Source organism: Geomonas oryzae (genome assembly GCF_004117875.1).
In the GTDB taxonomy this organism is placed as follows: domain Bacteria; phylum Desulfobacterota; class Desulfuromonadia; order Geobacterales; family Geobacteraceae; genus Geomonas; species Geomonas oryzae.
Genome location: NZ_RAHW01000001.1, coordinates 986,251 through 1,006,251, shown reverse-complemented (window position 1 = coordinate 1,006,251; position 20,001 = coordinate 986,251). Strand labels below are relative to the sequence as shown.

Below are 20,001 nucleotides of genomic sequence, written 5' to 3'. Positions count from 1 at the left end.
CCTGCCTGACTGCTCATTAACTACCTTTCCCGCCCGTCGCCGTCAAAGAAGCCGTACTCCCGCCACCTCTTCTCCACCCGGGCGCTTACCGATGCGTCCTGCCGTACTTTATCCGAAGCAAGCCCCCCTTCCTCGGGAAGCTTGCCTGTCGCGTCGACCCCGAGGCAGCCGTCAGGCGTCACCACCAGGTCGCGCGGAAATCGAACCGCGTTCAGCGCCTGCCAAAACCCTTCAGCAAGGGTCAGCTCCCCTTCGGGCCGATTCACGACCACCAGGAGCTTCCCCCGTTTCAGCCATCCCTCGCTGCGCAGCCTCTCCAGCACCCGTCGCCCGTCCCCCGGCGCCTTCTTCTCTATGGCGACGATGGCGCAGCCGTGGAAGATCCCCTCCAAAGGCATGACCAGGTCGACGATCTCGGGACAGCCGCGCCGCAAAAGCGGGAGCAGCAGCCGCTCGCCGGCCTTGGCGAGGTAGCAGTCTTCCATGGGCGGGGGGCCGACCACGGTGGCCTGGCAGATGGGATCTTTCCTGTGGGTGATGCAGGTCACCCGCAGCAGCGGAACCTCTTCCCCCGGATCGTATGCGCCGGTGTGGTTCCCGAAAGGCCCCTCGGCCCGGGTCGCTCCCGGCTCGATCACCCCTTCGATCACCATCTCGGCCAGGGCCGGAACCAGGAGATCCGAATCGAGGCAGTGCGCCATCTCCACCGGTGCCCCTTCCAGGTAGCCGGCGAGGGAAACCTCGTCCACACCTTGCGGCAGGGGGAGCGCGGCAGCCAGGGTCAGTGCCGGAGCCGCACCCACCGCGATGGCGACCGGCATGGGTTCGCCCGCATCGCGGTACTTTTGCCAGTGCGCGTGGCCGCCGCTTCCCGGCTTCCACCTAATGCCCGCTGACCGGTCATCGAAGATGCGCACCCGGTACATGCCACAGTTGGTGGCGCCGGTATCGCGGTCGCGCGTGAAGACGAGGGGAAGTGTGATGAAGCGCCCTTGCTCGCCGGGCCAGCTCTTCAGGAAAGGGTAACGTCCCAGGTCCGGAGTACGACAGACCACTTCCCGGCAGGAAGGGTGCCGCACCAGGCTCGGCGCCGGTGCCAGGTCCGGGGACTCAAGCAGGTGTTCCATCTTGCCGGTCAGTTGGGAGAGGTTCTCAACCTGAAGCGCGAGCGCCATCCGCAGGGGTGAGCCGAAGAGGTTGGTTGCCAGCGGGTGTGAACTTCCCTTTACGCTCTCAAAGAGAAGCGCCTTACCGCCGCCTGGGAGCTTGCTCTGGCGGTCCGTGATGCAGGCGATCTCCAGTTCGGGATCGACCTCCGCATCCACCCGCTGCAGTTCTCCCGCCGCGTCCAGCTCGGCAAGAAAGCCGCGTAAGTCCCTGATGGCCATGCACACTCCGCAAATAACCTGAACTGCAAGTTTTTAACACTTCCACCGGGCGATGACAACGTTTTTCTTCCCCCCGACCGGGGCATCAAAAGCCTCTCGCACGGCCCCAGTCCCACTCTCCGGAATGCGCAGCTGTTCATGAACCATCACCCCGGAGTCGGCAGAGGCATGTTGCTAGCCAAGTTTGGTACAGCACCCCTCAAAGCTGTGCAAGCGCTGAACATCAACTTTTTGAAAATAGCGAGCAAAATTTCTCCAGTTCAGAAGAATTAATGCCGATAAGTGAACTACATACGACGATTCTTTCACATGAGAAAATTCTGGCACCGTGTATGTAATAGAGGTAGCAACCACGTAAACAGGGGGGCTTCCATGAACACCTACACCACCACAAACTACGCATCCCGCAAAAGCTCATTCAGCGCCAGGACCAGGGCGCTTCTTCTATCGATTGCCTTGGTGGTCATCGCCGGTTGCGGCGGTGGCGGAGGCGGCAGCGCCCCTGCAGGTGTCGACACGACTCCGACCGCGCCGAGCAACTCCTACACCATCACGAGCGACGGCTACGGGCTGGAAAAGGTGACCTACCTCTCCTCCAGCAAATCCGATCTCGGCATCGTGTTCCGCGCCGCCATCGCGACGAGCCTCACGGATCCGGACTACAAGACGGTCACCCGCATCGACATCAACCCCGGCGCAGCGATCACGCCGCAGGTGGCGTACTCCTTGGGGAGCGGCGGAGCGGCCCCGGCTTTCCCCGGCAGCGTCTACTTCCTCAACGGGCAACCGTCCACCCTGATCAGAACGATCGGTGGCACGATCAGCTTCACCCGTTACGGCAGCAACACCGGGGACAGGGTGAGCGGCAGCTACAACGCGATAATCGAAGACGACAACAACCCGGCCAAGCCTACCTACACGGTCGCCGCGAGCTTCGACTTCGTGATCGACAGCTACGGCCCGGCACCGGCCCCTTAAACAAACGTCACCTCCCCATAAAAAGCCTGACAAACCACCGCCGTCGGCAGCAACCCTGCCGGCGGCGGTTTCTTTTTTCCCCTCCAGACTGCCCCCTGATCGAAAAACGACTCATGAATGAACCAGGGCGCCACCTGTCACAGCGCCAAGACAGATGCGCCGACGCATTCGCCCCACCTCTCATTGGAAAAATAACTTTATATTTTTCAAGCAATTTGGTATTGTGGCGCGATTTTGTAGGACATAAGATGGCGGAGATCTAAGCACAACAGGAAGCGCCACTGGAGATCGACTCCGTAAGCGCTCGACAATATTGGTATAACCAGTTTTCAACCGATAAAAGGAAGGCATGGTTCCATAGTCCACGCAAAGACATAGCTTACTCCGATAACGGCAAACCCGGAGCAATCCGGCGACGCAAAGCCACGGGTCCACTGCAAGCAGCAGGGGATAGCCGGGTTACCGAAGAGCATCTGGAGTCAGGCCCGCAAGGGAAAGCTGCGCTTTCCCAACGGTCAGAGATGCCCGTCTCCATTTAATATGCAGACGGGCATTTTTGTATCAGAAGTATGAAAGCGTGAAAGCTGCCGTATAAGCGGCACTTATGCAGACAAGAAAGGTAAACAAAGAGCATCAAGCGTCACAACAAGGAGAAAAAATGAAAAGAACAAGCAATTTGTTGGCAGGCACCGTCGGTCTCATGCTGGCGGCAATGCCGCTGTCCGCATGGGCACAGCCCAAGGTGGCCATCACCATCAAGGCCGAGAAAGAGGTGAGCGTAACCGCCAAAGGGAAGCAGGTGAAGAAGCGGATCGCGGCGAAGGGCGTTCAGCCGGGCGAGGAGATCATCTACACCCTCAACTACGTGAACTCCGGCACCGATGCCGCCAAAGACGTGATCATCAGTGATCCGATCCCGGCCGGAACCTCGTACATCCCCGGCAGCGCGAGCGAAACCGGCGACCTCTCCTTCTCCATCGACAAGGGGAAAACCTTCAAGAAGCCGACGCTGCTCACCTACGAGGTGAAGGGAAGCACCGGGAAACCGGAGAAGAAAGTAGCGTCCCCGGACGATTACACCGATGTGCGCTGGACCATCCCCCAAGTGCCTGCAGGCGGCAAGGGATCGGTCAGCTTCAAGGTAAAAGTGAAATAGTTATAAACGCAGAACGACTAGAGGCAGACAAAAAGTCAAGTTACGTACAAAGGAGGCATATGACACAAGACTAACCCGAAGCCCCACAGACACAGCACTAACAGCACTAACAGCACTAACAGCAGTAACAGCAGTAACAGCAGTAACAGCAGTAACAGCAGGACCTTTTATTTTTTTATTGAAATGATGCAGTACAAAAAGGAGATCTTATGAAACGCAACCTCTTTGCCGTCCTGGCGCTCAGCGCCGTGGCGGCAGCCGCCGTTCCCGCTACGGCACTCGCCAACACTTCCGCCGGCGCTAAAGTGGTCAACGTAGTCGAAGTCACCTACAGCGACACCAGCGGCAAGAACACCTTCACCGCAGCAGCCTCCACCACCACCACGGTAAACCTGGTCAAATCCGCGCTCAACGCGACCACCGCCCCCTCCGGCGGGACCGTCGCCGGCCTTGGCTGCCTGGCCTCCGTCGACACCGTTTCCGGCGGCACCGTTTCCGCGATCTACGCCCTCAGCGCAACCGCCAACGGCGCGGACACCTACAGCCTCACCATGGGGGACAACACCCCCAGCACCACCGCAAACGTAACGGACATCACCAGGACCTACTCGACCCTCACCTACAACGGCGGCGTCGAGGCGACCAACCCCGCATCCAGGATACTCGGGAGCGCCATCCCCGTCGGCGTCAAGGACTCCCAGACTCTCCTCTTCCCGGGCGGCTCGCTGGACGGCTTCGCAGCGAACGACATCGTCCTCGTCGAGATCGGCCCGGTCGGCGGCAAGGTCAAGCGCGCCTTCAAGGTAGCCGAAGTATTCCAGGGCACCCCGGCGTCCCATGCGAACGCTGACGGCACCACCGCTTATACCAGCGGCAAACTCTCCGACACCCAGGCGGAGGTGCAGGGTTACCTGAAGCTCGCCGCCTATGAAAACACCACCGTGACCCTCAACGGGACCTCGTTCACCTTCGGCGGCGGCAGCGTTGCCCCGGCCTTCACCACCCCGGCTACCGCCCCCACCCTTGGTGTGCCGGTAGGGGAAATGGTGCTGGTGCAGGTTGACGTAAAAGCCAGCGCGTCGAGCGTGACCGCTGACGGATACGTCGGCTACACCGTCAACGCCACCAACGGCAGCAACAGCACCGACCTCACCTGCACCGCCGGCTTCTATAAACGCAGCCAGCTCTCCATCAGGAAAGAGGTGCGCAACGTCGCCAACACTACCTGGGGCGGGACCGCCACCGGCAATCCGCAGGACATCCTGGAATACCGCATCACCGTCAAGAACAACGGCGGCCAGGCGGCCATGGTGAGCATCAAGGACGCGGTACCGGCCTACACCACCCTCGTCACCCACAACACCTACGGTGACAAAGCGGGCGGCAGCGTCTTCGCCACCATCACCGACAGCCTCGGCAAAACCGTAGCGGTCACCACCGCAGTGGACGCTGATGCCCAGCCGACCGCCATCAAGACCGGGTTCGGCGACGCAGCCGGAACCGCGGCGACCAAGGCGATCAACTTCTACCTGGGTGACACCTCGACCCAGGGCAACGGGGGCACCGTGCCCTCCTGCAGCAACGGAGCACAGTCGACGCAGAGCGCGTGCCAAGCAAACGGCGGCACCTGGCTCGATACCTACACCATCCTCTACCAGGTCAGGATCGACTAACCGTTCGGGCGTCCCGGTCGCCATGGTGACCGGGACGCCGCAGGAGGCATCCCATGAAGTTTTTCGGCAAGAAGTGGCTGGCGCCCGCGCTGGCCGCTACGGCGGTGTTGTGCGCCCAGGCTGCGTTCGCCAGCACGGCCGCCAATACCGCCATCGTGAACAAGGCGGTCCTTTCCTATAACGGGGGGCTCACCGCCGAGAGCTCGGTCACGGTCAAGGTCGACCTGGTGCCGTCGCTCCCCAACGTCACCATCACCAGCGGCAGCGGCGCCTACCAGGGCCCCGACACCCCCGCCATCTCGAACACCGTCACGGTAACTTCGTCCGCAAACGGCCCGGCTGACTACACCGTCACGCCGTCCGTGGCGGCTGCGAGCAACACCACCGGTGCAACCGTTACCGGCGGCACCAGCATCAAACTCGGAGCGACCATCACCGCCGGCACCGGCACCACCACCTCCATCGTGGTCCCGGCACCGATCGGGGGCGCCGTCACCGCCGACGCCGAGGTGAACGGCATCGCCGTGAACGACATCATCGTCTTCACGGTGAACAGCCACACCTACACCCCGAAGGTGACCTCGACCCAGTACAACTCGGCGAACAACACCTTCACCATCAACTGGGCCAACACCCAGGCGATCGCCCCGGCCGATGTCCTCGGTGCCGGCGTGCAGATAGGCGAGCGCCAGGAGGTGACCCTCACCGCGAAGCCCGGCACCATCGCCACGCTCGGCCTGGACATCACCACCACGGTGAAGGCGGAGGTCACGGCCACCAACTTCCCGACCAATTCCGCCACCACCGCGCCGGCAAACAAGTGGACCTCCACGCCGCCGACCATCACCTTCCAGAAGTACTCCAGGAACGTGACGTCGCCGGTCACCGGCAGCGGTACCCCGCACTACAACTCCTCCATCGAGGGGAACACCGGCGCGGGTTCGCTTCCCTACTTCACCGGCGGGGTTACCGGGAAACCGGATGACGTGATCGAGTACGTCATCGAGGTGTCCAACAGCGGGTCCAGCACCTTCGACCTCACCACGTGCGCGGTCTCGGACCACATACCGACCGCCTACGTGACCGATCCGCTGCCGGCTTACACCGGCTCCCGTCCGATCTTCTACATCGACACCAACGCCGTCGCCTCAACCATCGCCGCCGGCGCCATCGGCGCCAACCAGGCGAGCTACGTGGCGGTGAACTCCCCGAACCTGATCGTCAACGTCGGAGATGGCGCCAACGCCACCACCGCCGGAACCATCCCGATCGGCAAAGGGGTCGCCGTGGCTTACCGCGTGAAGATCAAGTAGGGAGCATAACGGCAGCGTGATGATGAAACGGATCTGCAACATCTTGAGCAGTCTCCCCGGCCTTCGGGCCGGGGAGCTTGCCGGCGCTAAGAGTCGCCGGCCTCGCCGCGGTGCGTCTGCGCCGCGGGCTGCCCTCGAGTTGCGTCCGAAGCTGCGCCTCATCCCTGCCTCGCTGACACTTCTCATCCTCTCCCTTCTCCTGATGTTCGGGGGAAGGGAGGGTTTGGCCGCCGTCAACGGCGACCGGATCGTGAACCGCGCCACCTTCAGTTGCAGCCAGCTTCCGGAAGTTGCGACCCAGGTAACTGTGACGGTGATGGCACGCACCAGTTCGACCGCGGAGTTCCTCAAGTACTCCCCAGGCGTGACAGGTGCGAGCAGCGTCACCGTCCCAGCCACCTCCTTCTACGACGCGACCGGCACGCTCGCCAAGCTCGCCGCACCGGTCACCTCCGGAACCGAGAGCACCATCGACCTCTCCACGCCGGTGCAGCTATCCGCGTCCGACACGTTCCACGCCGGCGAACCCCTCTTCGTCAGGATCACCGATCCGGACCAGAACCTGGACAGGGAAAGCGCCGAAAGTGTGAAGGTGACGATTACCGATCCCGCTACCGGCGACAGCGAAACCCTGCTGCTCACGGAAACCGGTCCCGATACCGGCATCTTCGTCGGCTACATCCAGACCACGTCCCAGGCGGGAGTCGCAGGCAACGGCGTTCTCAGCGTGGCCGAGGCCTCCGACATAAAGGCGCGGTATGTAGACAAGATGGACGGCAGTGACAGCTCTGCGGCTGCCGCCATCGTCGACCCCTTCGGTATCGTCTTCGATTCGGTTACCGGACGACCGGTCGACGGGGTAACCGTTGAGCTCATCGACGCCGGCACCGGGCTTGGCGCTACGGTACTGGGCGACAACGGCGTCGCCGGCAACCTCTTCCCGAACAAAGTCGTATCCGGCGGCATCGCCCACGACAGCGAGGGGAGAACCTACGCTTTCAGCCCGGGGGGGTACCGCTTCCCTTACGTCGCTCCGGGCAACTACATCCTCAAGGTAACGACGCCGGACCGCTACACCGCCCCCTCCACCGTCGACACCGCGAAGCTGCAAACCCTCTCCGGGGCGCCGTATAAGATCCTGGAGCCGGGGTCGCGCGGTGAGGTCTTCGTGGTACCGGCGGGCCCCGCGATCCGTGTCGACCTCCCGATCGATCCGAAGATCGGCACCCTCTGGCTTAAGAAGAGTGCCGGCAAGAGCGTTGTTTCCACCGGCGAGTACCTGAGCTACGACGTCGCGGTGCAGAACACCGATTCGGTCGGCACCGTTTTCAACACCGTGATCACCGACAAGCTCCCCGCCGGGTTCCGCTACCAGAAGGGGTCCGTCCGTCTGAACGGCTCCGCCGTAGCAGATCCCGCGATCTCCGCCGACGGCAGCACGCTGACCTTCAGGATCGGGGACCTCGCTCCGAAAACCACCGCACTTCTGCGTTATGTCGTCGTGGTCGGGACAAGCGCGAGACCAGGCACCGCGGTGAACATCGCTTCCGCCACGAGCACACCAGCCGTCGGCGCGACACCGGCCACCGCTTCCGTAACGGTGCAGGAGCCGTTCATGCAGAGCCGCAACATCATCATGGGGCGCGTCTTCGTGGGCGCCTGCGGCGAGAACCCCGAGGACAACAAGAAGGGGATGGAAGGAGTCGGGATCTACCTCGAGGACGGCACCTTCGTGGTGAGTGACAAGCGCGGCATGTTCCACTTCGAGGGAGTGGCCTCGGGCACGCACGTAGTGCAGCTCGACATCGACTCACTACCAGAGGGTTACCAAGTGCAGCAGTGCGAGAAGAACAGCCGTTTCGCCGGGCGTGCCTACTCGCAGTTCGCCGAGCTGCAAGGCGGCACCATGTGGCGCACCGACTTCTACCTCTCCCGGCTGGGCGACAAGGCCAACACCCCCTCGTCGACTGCAGCACCGACTGCAGCACCGACTGCAGCACCGACTGCAGCACCGACCGCAGCACCGACTGCAGCACCGACTGCAGCACCGACCGCAGCACCGACCGCAGCGCCGATCGCGGCACCTACTGTAGTGCCCAACGGGCCCGCAGCAGTCACCGGCCCCCCCGCGTCCAACGCGTCCACCCCGCAGAACGAGGATCCGAGGTACCAGGGCGAGGTTGCCTTGGAGATGATCAGCACCCAAAGCGGCGAGGTCATCGAATACCAGATACCGATGCAGGCCGCTGGTGTGCCCCTTCAGAAGTTGCGTCTCGCTGTCACCCTGCCGCAGGGGGTGATCTACCGCAAGGGAAGCAGCAACCTGAGCGGCATGCCACAAAGCGATCCAGAGATCACCGGCAACGGCCTCGTCTTCGAACTCGGTGCAGCCGACGCGACCTGGAGCAAAGAGCTGCGTTTCAAGGCAGGCATCGATGGTGCCGCTCCGGGTTCACTGCAGACGAGGGCGGCCCTCACCTTCGACGCCCCCGACGCCAAGGATGTCGTCGCCCCCGAGGCAGACAACATGCTTACCCTCGTGCGTGAAGAGAGCCGCGTTTCGCTGCCGCCGATGGTGCTGCGCCCGCATTTCCCGACCTTCGGCGCCGAACTGAACGAAGAGGACCGCAAGCAGCTCGCAGCGCTGGCCGACCTACTCAAGCAATACAATATCGACCGGATCGACGTGACCGGGCACACCGACCAGGTCCGCATCTCCCCGCGCAGCCGCGCCGTCTATGCGGACAACACCGTCCTCTCCTTCGCACGCGCGAAGAACGTCGGGCGTTACCTGACCGCCGCGCTGCACCTTCCGCCTGAGGCGCTTTATCTTACCGGGCGGGGCGAGAAGGAGCCGGTAGCGAGCAACCGGACCGAAGCCGGGCGCGCGCAGAACCGTCGTGTGGAAGTGAAGGTTTCGCTCTCCCGACAGGTGCAGACCAGCCGGGTGACCATGGTGAAAGACAGAAGCGGCGTGAAGAAGCAGCCGCTGGCCGGGAGCAAACCGGCCGCCGCACCTGCGGTGGCAAGTGCGGCTGCACCCGCACCGGCCGCCACAACCGTACCGGCAGCGGTAGCCCAGGTAGCCCAGGTAGCCCAGGCAGCCCAGGCAGCCCAGGCAGCGTCTGCAGCTGCAGCTGCCGCCAGTCCGACCAGTCCGACCAGTCCGACCAGTCCGACAGCTACGACAGCCACGACAGCCTCGACAGCCAAGGCCGCACCTGCCGCCGCCGCAGCCGCTGCCCTCAAGGCCGAGCACGTCGAGCTCTACGCGGCCCTCAACGAGGGTGTCGTGCACCACCGCATCAAGCTGGCCGGCATGGACCAGGCGCTCAAGAACGTCACGGTGAACCTCGCGCTTCCGAAGAGCCTCCTCTACATGAACGGCACCTCCCGCCTGTGCGCGAGCGAAACCGCCGACCCCAAGGTCACCGACACCGAGCTTGTGTACCACTTCGACAAGCTCCCGGAGGACGGCAAATTCGACCTGCGTCTGCAGTCGCTCCTCGACCCCGACGTCAAGGAGGAGAACTCCAACACCAACGTCACCATCCGGATCTGCGACGCCGCCGGAAAGGCGATTAAGACGCTGAGCGCCACTGCGGAACTCTCCGACAGCATGGAAGAGATCAACCGCCCCGATGTCGCGCCGCAGCCCCAGGCTGCACAGACCCCGGCGAAAACGAACGAGGAGACCAGCGTCGAGTTCGAGGAAAAAGTCGCCAAAGGAAAGGCCGTTGCCGGCCAAGAGAAGTCGAACGACCTGCACGTAACCGAGAAGGAAGGCATCCTGTCCCTCGCCGACGGCACCGTGCTCGCCTCTCAGATCAACGCGGTTCAGGTCGTGCTCAACTCGGCCCTCACCCCGGTACTGATCCTGGACGGTCAGACCATCCCGGCTGACAAGATCGGCTTCAAGCTGAAAGACAGGGAGAGCGACAAGAGCCTCTACACCTACATCGGCCTGGACTTCGGTGACAAGGGCGAGCACGTCCTCCAGCTCAAGGGGACGGACACCTTCGGCACGGCCCGCTTCGACCAGAGCGTGAAAGTGATCAGAACCGGGGAGATCGCCGCCCTGCGCCTCGTCTCGGCGGACGGTAACGTCGCCGACGGCAGGACCCCGGTCATGGTGCGCATCGAGCTCATGGACCAGGACGGCAAGCCGGTTCCGGCAAACGCCCAGCTCGTGCTCAAAGGTGGTGAACTGCGCCCCTACATCGAGCCCGGCACCATCGCGGTCAGCGCAGGCAGCGGCCTCGCCTCGGTGGATGCCCAGGGGTGGATCAAGTTCCAGCCGGTTACCGCAAGCGGCGCGTATCGCACCCAGCTCTCCTACAACAAGGCGACCCTGGATGTGGAGACCTACGTGAAACCGAAGATGCGCGACTGGATCCTGGTCGGCCTTGCCGAGGGGACCGTCGGCTACAATACCGTGACCGGCCACATGCAGAACCTAAAGGATGCCGGGGCCGACGAGCACCTCTACGACGACGAGCGCCTCGCCTTCTACGCCAAGGGGAGCATCAAGGGGGAGTGGCTCCTCACCATGTCCTACGACAGCGCCAAGAAGAGCACCGGTCCGAACGGTAACTCGCTGTTCCAGAACATCGACCCTAACGCCTTCTACACGCTCTACGGCGACGCGACGGCCCAGGCCTACGACGCCTCCAGCCAGAGGAAACTCTTCCTGAAGGTGGAGCGCGACCAGTTCAGCGCCGTCTTCGGCGACTTCGACACCGGCCTGTCGGTCACCGAGCTCTCCCGCTACAGCCGCAGGCTGAACGGAGTGAAGACCGAATACCGCTCCAGGGAATATGAGGTGACCGCCTTCGGCAGCGAGACCGGCCAGTCCTTCGTCAAGGACGAGTTGCGCGGCGACGGCACCTCCGGCCTTTATCGCCTGAGCCGCAAAGGACTGGTGATCAACTCCGAGCAGATCGCCATCGAATCCCGCGACCGCTTCCACAGCGAACGCGTGGTCGAAAGCCGCACACTCTCCCGGTTCATCGACTACAGCATCGATTACGAAGCGGGGACCATCTTCTTCAAGAGCCCGGTCTTCAGCAAGGACGACCAGTTGAACCCGGTCTACATCGTCGTCGACTACGAGGTGAACGATGCCGGCGGCGAAGCACTCACCTACGGCGGGCGGGCCGGCGTGAAGCTCATGGACGGCAACCTGCGCATCGGGGGAAGCTACATCCGCGAGGGGCACATAAGCGGGGACAGCACGCTCTACGGCGCCGACGCCAGCATGAACGTCGGGCCGGGTACCAAGGCGCGCGCCGAAATCGCCACGTCCAGGCGCGACACCCCGCTGGAGAAGGAGAGCGGCAACGCCTACCTGGCGGAGATCACCCACATCGATCAGAAGCTCGAGGGAAAGGCGTACTACCGTGAACAGCAGGAAGGGTTCGGCCTGGGACAGCAGAAGGGGACCGAGTCCGGCACCCGCAAGTTCGGCGCCGAGGGAAGCTACCGGCTGAGCGAGAGGTTCACCCTGGAAAGCCAGTTCTACCGCCAGTACAACCTGATCGGCGACAGCATCAGGGATTTTGTCGAGGCGCAGGCAGGCTACGCCGATAAGGAGTTCACCGGGAAAGCGGGATTGCGCTACGCCAACGACACCCTGGCTGGCGGCAACAACGCCACCTCGGTGCTGGGTACCGTGGGGGGAAGCTGGAAGACCCTGAACCAGCGCCTGACCCTGCGTGCCGAGCATGAGCAGGCACTGCTTAGCAAGAACAACAACGCGGACTATCCTACCCGTACCGTGTTGGGCGCCGACTTCCAGGTCATGCCGTCGCTGCTGCTCTTCGCCCAGCAGGAACTCACCAGCGGCGATACCTCGGATACCAACACCACCAGGGTCGGGATGAAATCCACCCCCTGGACCGGCGGGACCTTCTCGAGCTCGGTCGGCAGCGACCGCAAAGAAAACGACCAGAGGACCTTCGCTACCGTAGGACTTGCCCAGAGGTGGCAGGTGAACAGCTTCTGGTCCGTCGACGGCGGCCTCGACCGCAACCAGACCATCCGCAGGAGCACCGGCTACCAGTTCGACGCCAAGGTCCCCAGCGCCTCGGGCGGCGAGGACTTCAGCGCCGTATCGCTCGGCGCCACCTACCAGGAGAAGAGACTCCTGTGGTCCAACCGGATCGAGTACCGCGACGGGGAGAGCGAAGACAAATGGGGGCTCATCTCCGGACTCACCAACGAGCAGGGACTCTACTGGGGTTGGACCGGAAGGCTGCAGGTGCTGCAGACCAGAGGCATCGACGGTTCCCGTACCACCGATGCCGATCTGCGGCTGGGGATGGCGTACCGGCCGCCGGTCACCCGCTGGATCGTGCTCGACCGCCTCGACCTGACCTTCAAGGACGCAAAGAGCAGCGGGAGCTCGACCCAGGGCAAAAGGATAATCAACAACCTGAACGCGAACTTCCGCCCGGACAAGCGCAACCAGCTTTCGCTTCAGTACGGCGCGAAGTACGTTTTGGAACAACTGGACGACGACGATTTCAGCGGCTACACCGATCTTATCGGCATCGAGGGGCGCCACGACCTGAGCGACACCTGGGACATCGGGATACGCAGCTCGGTGCTGCACAACTGGCAGGCCCGCCAGGCGAATTACAGCCTGGGCGCCTCGGTCGGCTGCAACGTGATGCAGAACGCGTGGCTCAGCCTGGGCTACAACCTGCTCGGCTTCCGCGATGCGGATTTCTCTGCCGCGAACTACACAGCCCAAGGCCCCTTCGTCCAGTTCCGCTTCAAGTTCGACCAGAACAGCGTGAAGGAAGGGCTGGCCGCGCTGAATCGCGGCGAGTAACACCAGCAGACCGTCGTTACCCCCTCGCCCTCCGTCCCTGCGCATATAAGCTGTGACTGGGAAGCGCGCGAGGGCGGCCTCAGGCCGGGTAAGGGGCTCCCTCGCGGCTTTACCTGTAGGAGAAGTAGATGCTCAAATGTTTCCACAAACAAAAAAGCCATTCCGGGTTACGATCATGGCGTCGCGCCTCCCTTGCCGCTCTTTTCTGCGTCATGGCCGCGCCCTCCCTCGGTCAGGCTCTCACCACCAGTGCGTGGCAGGATCAGACCTGCGTCGGCTACCGCACCGGCGGCCTTAACTGCACCGCCGGGGAATTCACCATAGCCCCCGTGTTCACGGCTCAGGCCAACACCCCACCGTTTTGCACCCTGGGGGGCGACTTCCGTTTCAAGGTGGAACTCGGGCTCTCCGGCACCAACACCGACCGCTACGACGTCGGCTTCTTCGTCGGGCAGCAGGGAAACGATCCGCGTGACACCACTCCGGGGAACATCTGCTCCGTAGCCACCTTCCCCACCACCCCGAGCCCGTGGCTCAACCTGGACGGAGACGGCTGCGGCGATTTCAAGGGTGGGGCCAACTTCACCACGACCGTCGACGAGATAAAGGTTCTCTGTACCGGTGACAGCACCGGCGCCCTCAGGATCCCCTACGTCGTGACCTACTGGCAAAACCCCGGAAACGTCTGCACCGGCCCCGGCGACGTCAGCAACGGCTCACCGTCCAAGTGCAATGCCGGGGTCGCCACCGTAGCGGGCAACGTCTCGGTCTATAGCGGCGCGTTCGTCGACGTGACCAAGCAGACCGTCCCTGACGGCAGCACCCAGGCGTTCACCTTCACCGCCACGGGCCCGGCAGGCTCCAAGGTGATCGTTCTCACCGGAGCCACCCTGTCTGGGACCTCCGCCACCGGGGGGACCTATACTCCGTCGACCGTCGCCACCGCAAGCAACAGCGTAAGCTTCACCCTGCGCGACAACGAGACGGCACGCGTCTTCATCGCCGCCCTAGCGACCGACCAGACCCTCACCATAACCGAAACGGCTGCCGGCGGCGACTGGGACAGCACCGCCGCGATCAGCTGCGCGCCGGTCGCCGGGAGCCCCCCCCTAAGCACAAGCCCCGCGGACCGCAGCATCAGCGCCACGCTGAACACCACAAACAGTGGTGCGGCCTGCACCGTCACTAACATGAAGCGTCCGCGCATCACCTTGGTGAAAAACGTTGCCGGTCGCATCAGCACCGGGGACCAGTTCACGGTAAGCGCAACCGGGGGCGGCACCCTTTCCGGCACCGCCTCGGCCACCACCTCAGGCACCCTGAGCAGCGTCAGCACCGTGTTCAACTCTTCCCCGGATGCCGCACTCACCCTGAACGACGTGAAGTCGGCGGGGACCACCGTAGCTTCAAAATACGCGGCGACCCTCACCTGCAGCAACGCGTACACCGGCACGGGTGCCACCCCCGCAGCAAGCCTTCCGAGCCGGCTTTTCGCCGCCAGCTACACCTTCGCGCCGAAGGCGGGGGATGAACTCACCTGCACCTTCACCAACACGCCGCGCCCGACGCTCACGAAAAGCTACACGAGCGGCAACATAGCGGTTGGGGGAAGCAGCACGCTGACCTTCAACGTCTTGAACGAGCCGACCTCGAAACCGGCCCAGTCTACCATTGCCTTCACGGACACCTTCCCTGCGGGGCTCACGGTGACCGGCGTCACCGGCATATCCGGCACCGGCTGCAGCGGCACGCCCTCCTACACCGCCGCGTCCGTCGCCCTCTCATCCGGAGCGATGACCCAGGGCACCTCGACCTGCAGTTTCAGCGCGACGGTGCGCGGCGATGCGGCGGCCTCCTACCTCAACAACAGCACGAGGTTCAGCGGCCAAGGGGGAGGACTCGACACGAGCAGCACCAGCGCCACGCTCAACGTCTTCGCCCCTCCGGCGACGGCGAAATCCTTCGGTTCCGCCAATGTCGCCCCCGGTGCACCGGTCGGCCTCACGCTCGTTCTCACCAACCCGGCCGCCAACGCAGCCCCCCTGACCGGCGTCAGCGTGACCGACAGCTTCCCCGCCGGGATGGTGCTGCGCGACACGAGCACAACCTTCATCCCTGTGGGCTGCGGCAGCGTGACCAACATCTCAGGCGGTCCGATCACCGCGAACGACGGCGGTGTCCGCTTCTCCGCGGCGTCACTCGTACCCGGCGCCAGTTGCCAGGTCACCATGAACGTAACCGCAACCAGCACCGGAACGTTGACAAACACCACCGCCGCCCCTCTCGCCACCGGTCCCCTCTCTCTCTCCGGGACCAGCGCCTCCGCCGCCGTCAGCGTCTCCGCGATGCCGCTCATATCGATCCTCAAGACCGCCGACCGCGCCAACGTAAACTCGGGACAGGACGTCATCTACACCATCCAGTTGGTGAACAGCGGCAGCGGCGCCGGAAGCAACGTTGTCCTCACCGATGATCTCGGTCCCTACACCTCCCTCTTCCTGGGCGGCGGCACACCCTTCGCTTTCACCGACAGCGCACCTGCATCCGGCGTGTCGCTCGGGACGCCGCAGTATTCGAGCGATAAAGGTGCGACCTGGACCTATCTACCGGCGACCGGCGCAGGCGGCGCGCCGCTCGGGTACGACGGCAACGTCACCGGCTGGCGCATCCCGATGACCGGCAACATCCGGTCCGGCGGGAGCTTCACCTTGCAATACCGGGTGAAAGTGAAGTAACAACGACGTGATTCCAAGGTATTGGCAGAGTCGGAGATAGAAAAAAGTGAATAATCACCCCTGACCCTTTCAAAGTGCTTGACATAGAGGCGGGAAAGCTGTTATATCTCTCCTCCTGATTGACCCGTCAGAGTTTCAAAGCCGGAATGTAGCGCAGCCTGGTAGCGCACCTGCTTCGGGAGCAGGGGGTCGGAGGTTCGAATCCTCTCATTCCGACCATTTATTGAAAAGGCCCTTGGAGAAATCCAAGGGCCTTTTTCGTTGTGGTTCTGATCCTCCTCCCATCCAAGATCAGCGCCTCACTTCGTCGGGTATGAGCCAGCGGGCTTCGACGTACCCCATATCCGGAGTGCCGTCGATGACTCGCGGGTTCCCTTCAAAATCAGTCTCAGGAAGATCGGTCGCATCGAGGGTCCCTGCATTGATGCACGGAGAGTGCTGCCGTAGTAAAAACCTGCCCCGCCTGAACATCGGATCGGCGTTGATGTTGCCGGCGCCGGCAAAGCCCCCCATGATGTCGGAATAGGTGACCTCGACGCTATCGGAGCGCAGCACTCCTATCTGATCCGGAAGGTTTCCCCAGATGATGGAGTTGGCAATTTGAAGGCGCACCCCGCTCTCCCCAACGGGGGAGTCGCAGTGTATCGCCCCACCGCCGACCCTGGCCTGGTTGTGGACGAATGTGCAATTGGTGAAGAAGCCCGACGGGAACATGTGGGGGCAGTAGACTGCGCCGCCGTGCTGCGCCTGATTCTCGCTGAAGAGACAGTTGATGAATCCTTGGTTGATCCCCCTGTTCATCCAGATCGCGCCGCCATCGAGGTCGGCGCTGTTACCGATAAAGGCGCAGTCGAGGATCCTGTCGAGATAGTAGCAGTTTATGGCCCCTCCGGACCCTGCGGACATATTTCTGGTGAACGAGCACCCCTCGATGCTTCCCCTTGTGCCGCCGCCGCTGATGGCGCTGCCATCGTTGGAGGAGACGTTCCCCGTGAATTCGCAATTTTTGATCTGAAAAGTCCCCTCATGTATAAATACCGCTCCGTCCCTGTTGTCGGTAAGCTTGCAGTTGCTCACCTCGAGGCTTCCGGAGATGGAAGCCTTGACGATTGCGCCATCCAGACAGCGAGTGATTTCCACTCCGTCGACGATCAGGCTGCCGGCTGATTGTTCTTTCACGATCCCCCGGAACCGGTTGTCGCCGTCGATGACCGTCTTGTGCTTTTCCCAGTCCCTTTGCGACAGTTCCGTCTCCCTGCCGTCGAAGCCGCCGTAGATGCGCGGCGAACCGCTGACATGGAGTTCTGCCGGGAGGTGGTAGGTGCCGTGCCTGATCCATACCTCGTACTCGGACCCTATCGGCAGGTTCTGCGGGAAAGCGGCCTGAAGGGAGTCGAATGCCGTCGCCCAGGATTTCCCGTCGCCACCGGGCCGCGCATCCAGGTCTACTCGGTAGACCGTTGTTTGTGTTACCTGGTCAGCGGCACTTTGAGTAGACAGTGCCCCGGACTGGGTAGAATCTCCACACCCAGCCGACAATCCGATAGCGGCGAGCAGCAGGATTTTTGTCGACGTTCTCATGGTTTACCTCCTTTGATCGGGTAGTGATGGCACCAGACCATGGCGCCACGCAAACATTAGGCCTCGGTAACAAAATGTCAACACCCGACCCGCGACCTCCCACCCGCAGCACCCTCGGACTACCCATCGGATTGCATGGTCTGTTCACCGCACCTGCTTCGGGAGCAGTTAGGCGGAGGTTCGAAGCCTCTCACTGCGACCATCAATAGAAAAGGCCCTTGGATTTCTCCAAGGGCCTTTTCGTGTTCGTTCTGGTCATCCTCCGGTCCCGCACATCGCTCAATCGACTGCAAGTCGAACCGGTGTTTCGCTTACTTTAAGACTAGCTAGAGCTTCGGCACGACATCGCAGGTCTGCTCCGACCACCTCAAGGTAAAGCCACTGCTTCGACATACCTGCGCCGGCTTTCGGCATACGTACTCCCTGCCGATGCGACCACGATGAGGCCGATGGCCAGTGCTTGCATCGCGGAGAGGTGCTCCGAGAGGAACAAGAAGCCGGAAACGGCGCCGATTACCGGCTCTAAACTGGTCAGAATACCGAATATTTTGGTGGGAAGTTGCTTCAGCGCAACCATTTCCAACGAGTAGGGAATGGCGCTCGACAGAACGGCGACACCGAAGACCTGCATCCAGAGGCGGGTATCCATCTGCACGACGTTTCCGGCGATCAATCCCACGGGGGACACCGCCAACGCAGCTGAAAGCATCCCCCACGCCACCATAACTCCGCCCCGCATACCGTCTTCTTTCCCGATGAGCGCCAAGCGCCGTCCGGTCAAAATGTAGGCGCCCCAGAATATTCCTGCTCCGAGTGCCAGCACCCCTCCCAGCGGGTCCAGGTGGGCGGACAAGTCCGTTATAGGCAGCAGCAAAGCGACACCCGTTACCGCGAACAACACCCACGCCAAATCCTGACGCCGGCGCATCCCGTAAAGCGCTACTGCCAGGGGACCCATGAATTCCAAGGCCAAAGCGATGCCCAGAGGAATCCGCGCGATGGCAAAATAAAACAGCAGGTTCATGGCTCCCAGCGTGGCGCCATAAGGAAGGATGCACATCAGTTCCTTCCGGCTGGGATGGTGCCGCCATGGACGGAACAAAACGGCAAGCACCGCTGCCGCCAGCCCAAGGCGCAGGAGAGTCGTCAATTCGGGGCCGATCACGGGAAAAACGATTTTTGCAAGTGTTGCCCCTGTGGTGATGGAGACCATGGATAAAATCATGCACATGACACCGCTATACATACTCGACCAACCCCGTCTTTAAAATGCCTTCTTAATCTTTCGCCGGGATATCAATCCTATGGCGGAAGCACCTCGGATTTTCCGGCCGTCTGCGCCCGACAATTGCCGCTGCCGGAGCCTACCCCGGCATACGATGTTTGTCAACGACGGGCGTCCTGGGCCTTCCCACCGACACCAAATCCGCCAAACCCGCGCCCTTGGGGAAATCCGAGGGTTTTTTGGTTATTATCGCTCGGGAAAGGATTTCCCAAAGGTGGTAATGCATTACAGCCAGGAGGGAGTTCAATTGATCGGCTGGAAATGCATTCCCAAAGGGTCGGAACGAACTTCGTAAGGAAGGTAAATGGATTCCGGTAGCTGCGGAACGCGTTTTTAACAAGCAGTAATGGTCTACCGCCGTGACCGAATGCTTTAACCAGCCACGGAAATTAATTCCGAGAAGGCGGAAATGAATTTCATGCTCGAAGTGCCGATTTCAGATCATCAGGGGATGCATGCGAAACGGGTGGGAACGTATCACGAGGAGGCAGGAATGCACTACACGAGAGCGAATTAGCTTTCAGAAGGTTCGATTTTGAAAGAAGCACCGCCCATTACGAGTAGACGGCGTCCTCAGGTGTCTCGGAAGGAGGAGAGGGCCGGGCTCTCTTCCGCCCGCCCGGATTGACAATGGTCAGACCGTCGAGACGAAACGCTGCAAAATCCGCCTCGCTCGCCACCGATTCCAGATAGCTGAAGATCTTGTCGAACGCGGCCGAGATTTCCCTCATCGTCTGGTTCCGCAGTGCGACCTGGCGCGTGTCCCTGAATGAGGCGCCCACGATACTGTCCTGCAACCGCTGCAACAAACTGCGGAGCATATCCGGGGCGGGGATCTGTCTTGGTCGGGACTGGTACAGCACCAGTTTCATGACGATATCAAGAAGCCGCCATGCTTCGGAAAGGAACTCCTTGTCGTTCTTCGGAAATGTGCGTTTGATGCGGTCTTTGATCCACCTCCTTTCCGTTGTCGGGTTCGTCAACGATACCGATGATCCGGTTCGACCGGCGTCAGTTTTAGGGGGCGCCATTCCCGGCCTGCGGTGAACGCCGGTGC

At 62.3% G+C, this 20,001-nt stretch carries 10 protein-coding genes, 1 tRNA gene and 1 riboswitch; of the genes, 7 read left to right on the top strand and 4 right to left on the bottom strand.

Annotation, left to right across the window (positions count from 1 at the left end; genetic code table 11):
* Positions 1-20: 20 nt before the first annotated feature.
* On the bottom strand, positions 21-1,388 hold the full coding sequence (locus D6Z24_RS04435) for a UbiD family decarboxylase (RefSeq protein ID WP_129125312.1): 1,368 nt from the start codon (positions 1,386-1,388) through the stop codon (positions 21-23).
* Positions 1,389-1,760: 372 nt separating this feature from the next.
* Here D6Z24_RS04435 and D6Z24_RS04430 point away from each other — a divergent pair, with 372 nt between their 5' ends.
* From D6Z24_RS04430 to D6Z24_RS04400, 7 genes are all read left to right on the top strand, one after another.
* Entirely contained in the window at positions 1,761-2,366 is a 606-nt protein-coding gene (locus D6Z24_RS04430) for a hypothetical protein (protein WP_129125311.1), read from the top strand.
* Positions 2,367-2,748: 382 nt separating this feature from the next.
* A riboswitch (cyclic di-GMP riboswitch) is annotated at positions 2,749-2,833 on the top strand.
* 191 nt (positions 2,834-3,024) lie between these two features.
* The gene (locus D6Z24_RS04425; protein WP_162605069.1) at positions 3,025-3,522 is read left to right on the top strand and encodes a DUF11 domain-containing protein; all 498 of its coding nucleotides are present in this window, start codon (positions 3,025-3,027) and stop codon (positions 3,520-3,522) included.
* A 209-nt stretch (positions 3,523-3,731) separates the two neighbouring features.
* Positions 3,732-5,195 (top strand): hypothetical protein, encoded by a 1,464-nt coding sequence (locus D6Z24_RS21930; RefSeq protein WP_129125309.1) that lies wholly within the window; start codon positions 3,732-3,734, stop codon positions 5,193-5,195.
* Positions 5,196-5,248: 53 nt separating this feature from the next.
* Entirely contained in the window at positions 5,249-6,508 is a 1,260-nt protein-coding gene (locus D6Z24_RS04415) for a hypothetical protein (RefSeq protein ID WP_129125308.1), read from the top strand.
* A 19-nt stretch (positions 6,509-6,527) separates the two neighbouring features.
* A complete protein-coding gene (locus tag D6Z24_RS04410; protein WP_129125307.1) occupies positions 6,528-13,343 on the top strand; it encodes an OmpA family protein in 6,816 nt (2,271 codons plus the stop codon).
* A gap of 128 nt (positions 13,344-13,471) precedes the next feature.
* Entirely contained in the window at positions 13,472-16,078 is a 2,607-nt protein-coding gene (locus D6Z24_RS04405) for a DUF7933 domain-containing protein (RefSeq protein ID WP_129125306.1), read from the top strand.
* Positions 16,079-16,220: 142 nt separating this feature from the next.
* Positions 16,221-16,297, top strand: a tRNA-Pro gene (locus tag D6Z24_RS04400).
* A 72-nt stretch (positions 16,298-16,369) separates the two neighbouring features.
* On the opposite strand, the gene D6Z24_RS04395 is transcribed toward D6Z24_RS04400, so the two are convergent.
* From D6Z24_RS04395 to D6Z24_RS04385, 3 genes are all read right to left on the bottom strand, one after another.
* Positions 16,370-17,659, bottom strand: a complete 1,290-nt coding sequence (locus tag D6Z24_RS04395) for a right-handed parallel beta-helix repeat-containing protein (protein WP_129125305.1) — start codon at positions 17,657-17,659, stop codon at positions 16,370-16,372.
* A gap of 367 nt (positions 17,660-18,026) precedes the next feature.
* Positions 18,027-18,890, bottom strand: coding sequence for an EamA family transporter (locus D6Z24_RS04390; protein WP_281275015.1), 864 nt, complete (start codon positions 18,888-18,890; stop codon positions 18,027-18,029).
* 608 nt (positions 18,891-19,498) lie between these two features.
* On the bottom strand, positions 19,499-19,927 hold the full coding sequence (locus tag D6Z24_RS04385) for a hypothetical protein (RefSeq protein ID WP_129125303.1): 429 nt from the start codon (positions 19,925-19,927) through the stop codon (positions 19,499-19,501).
* Positions 19,928-20,001: the final 74 nt, after the last annotated feature.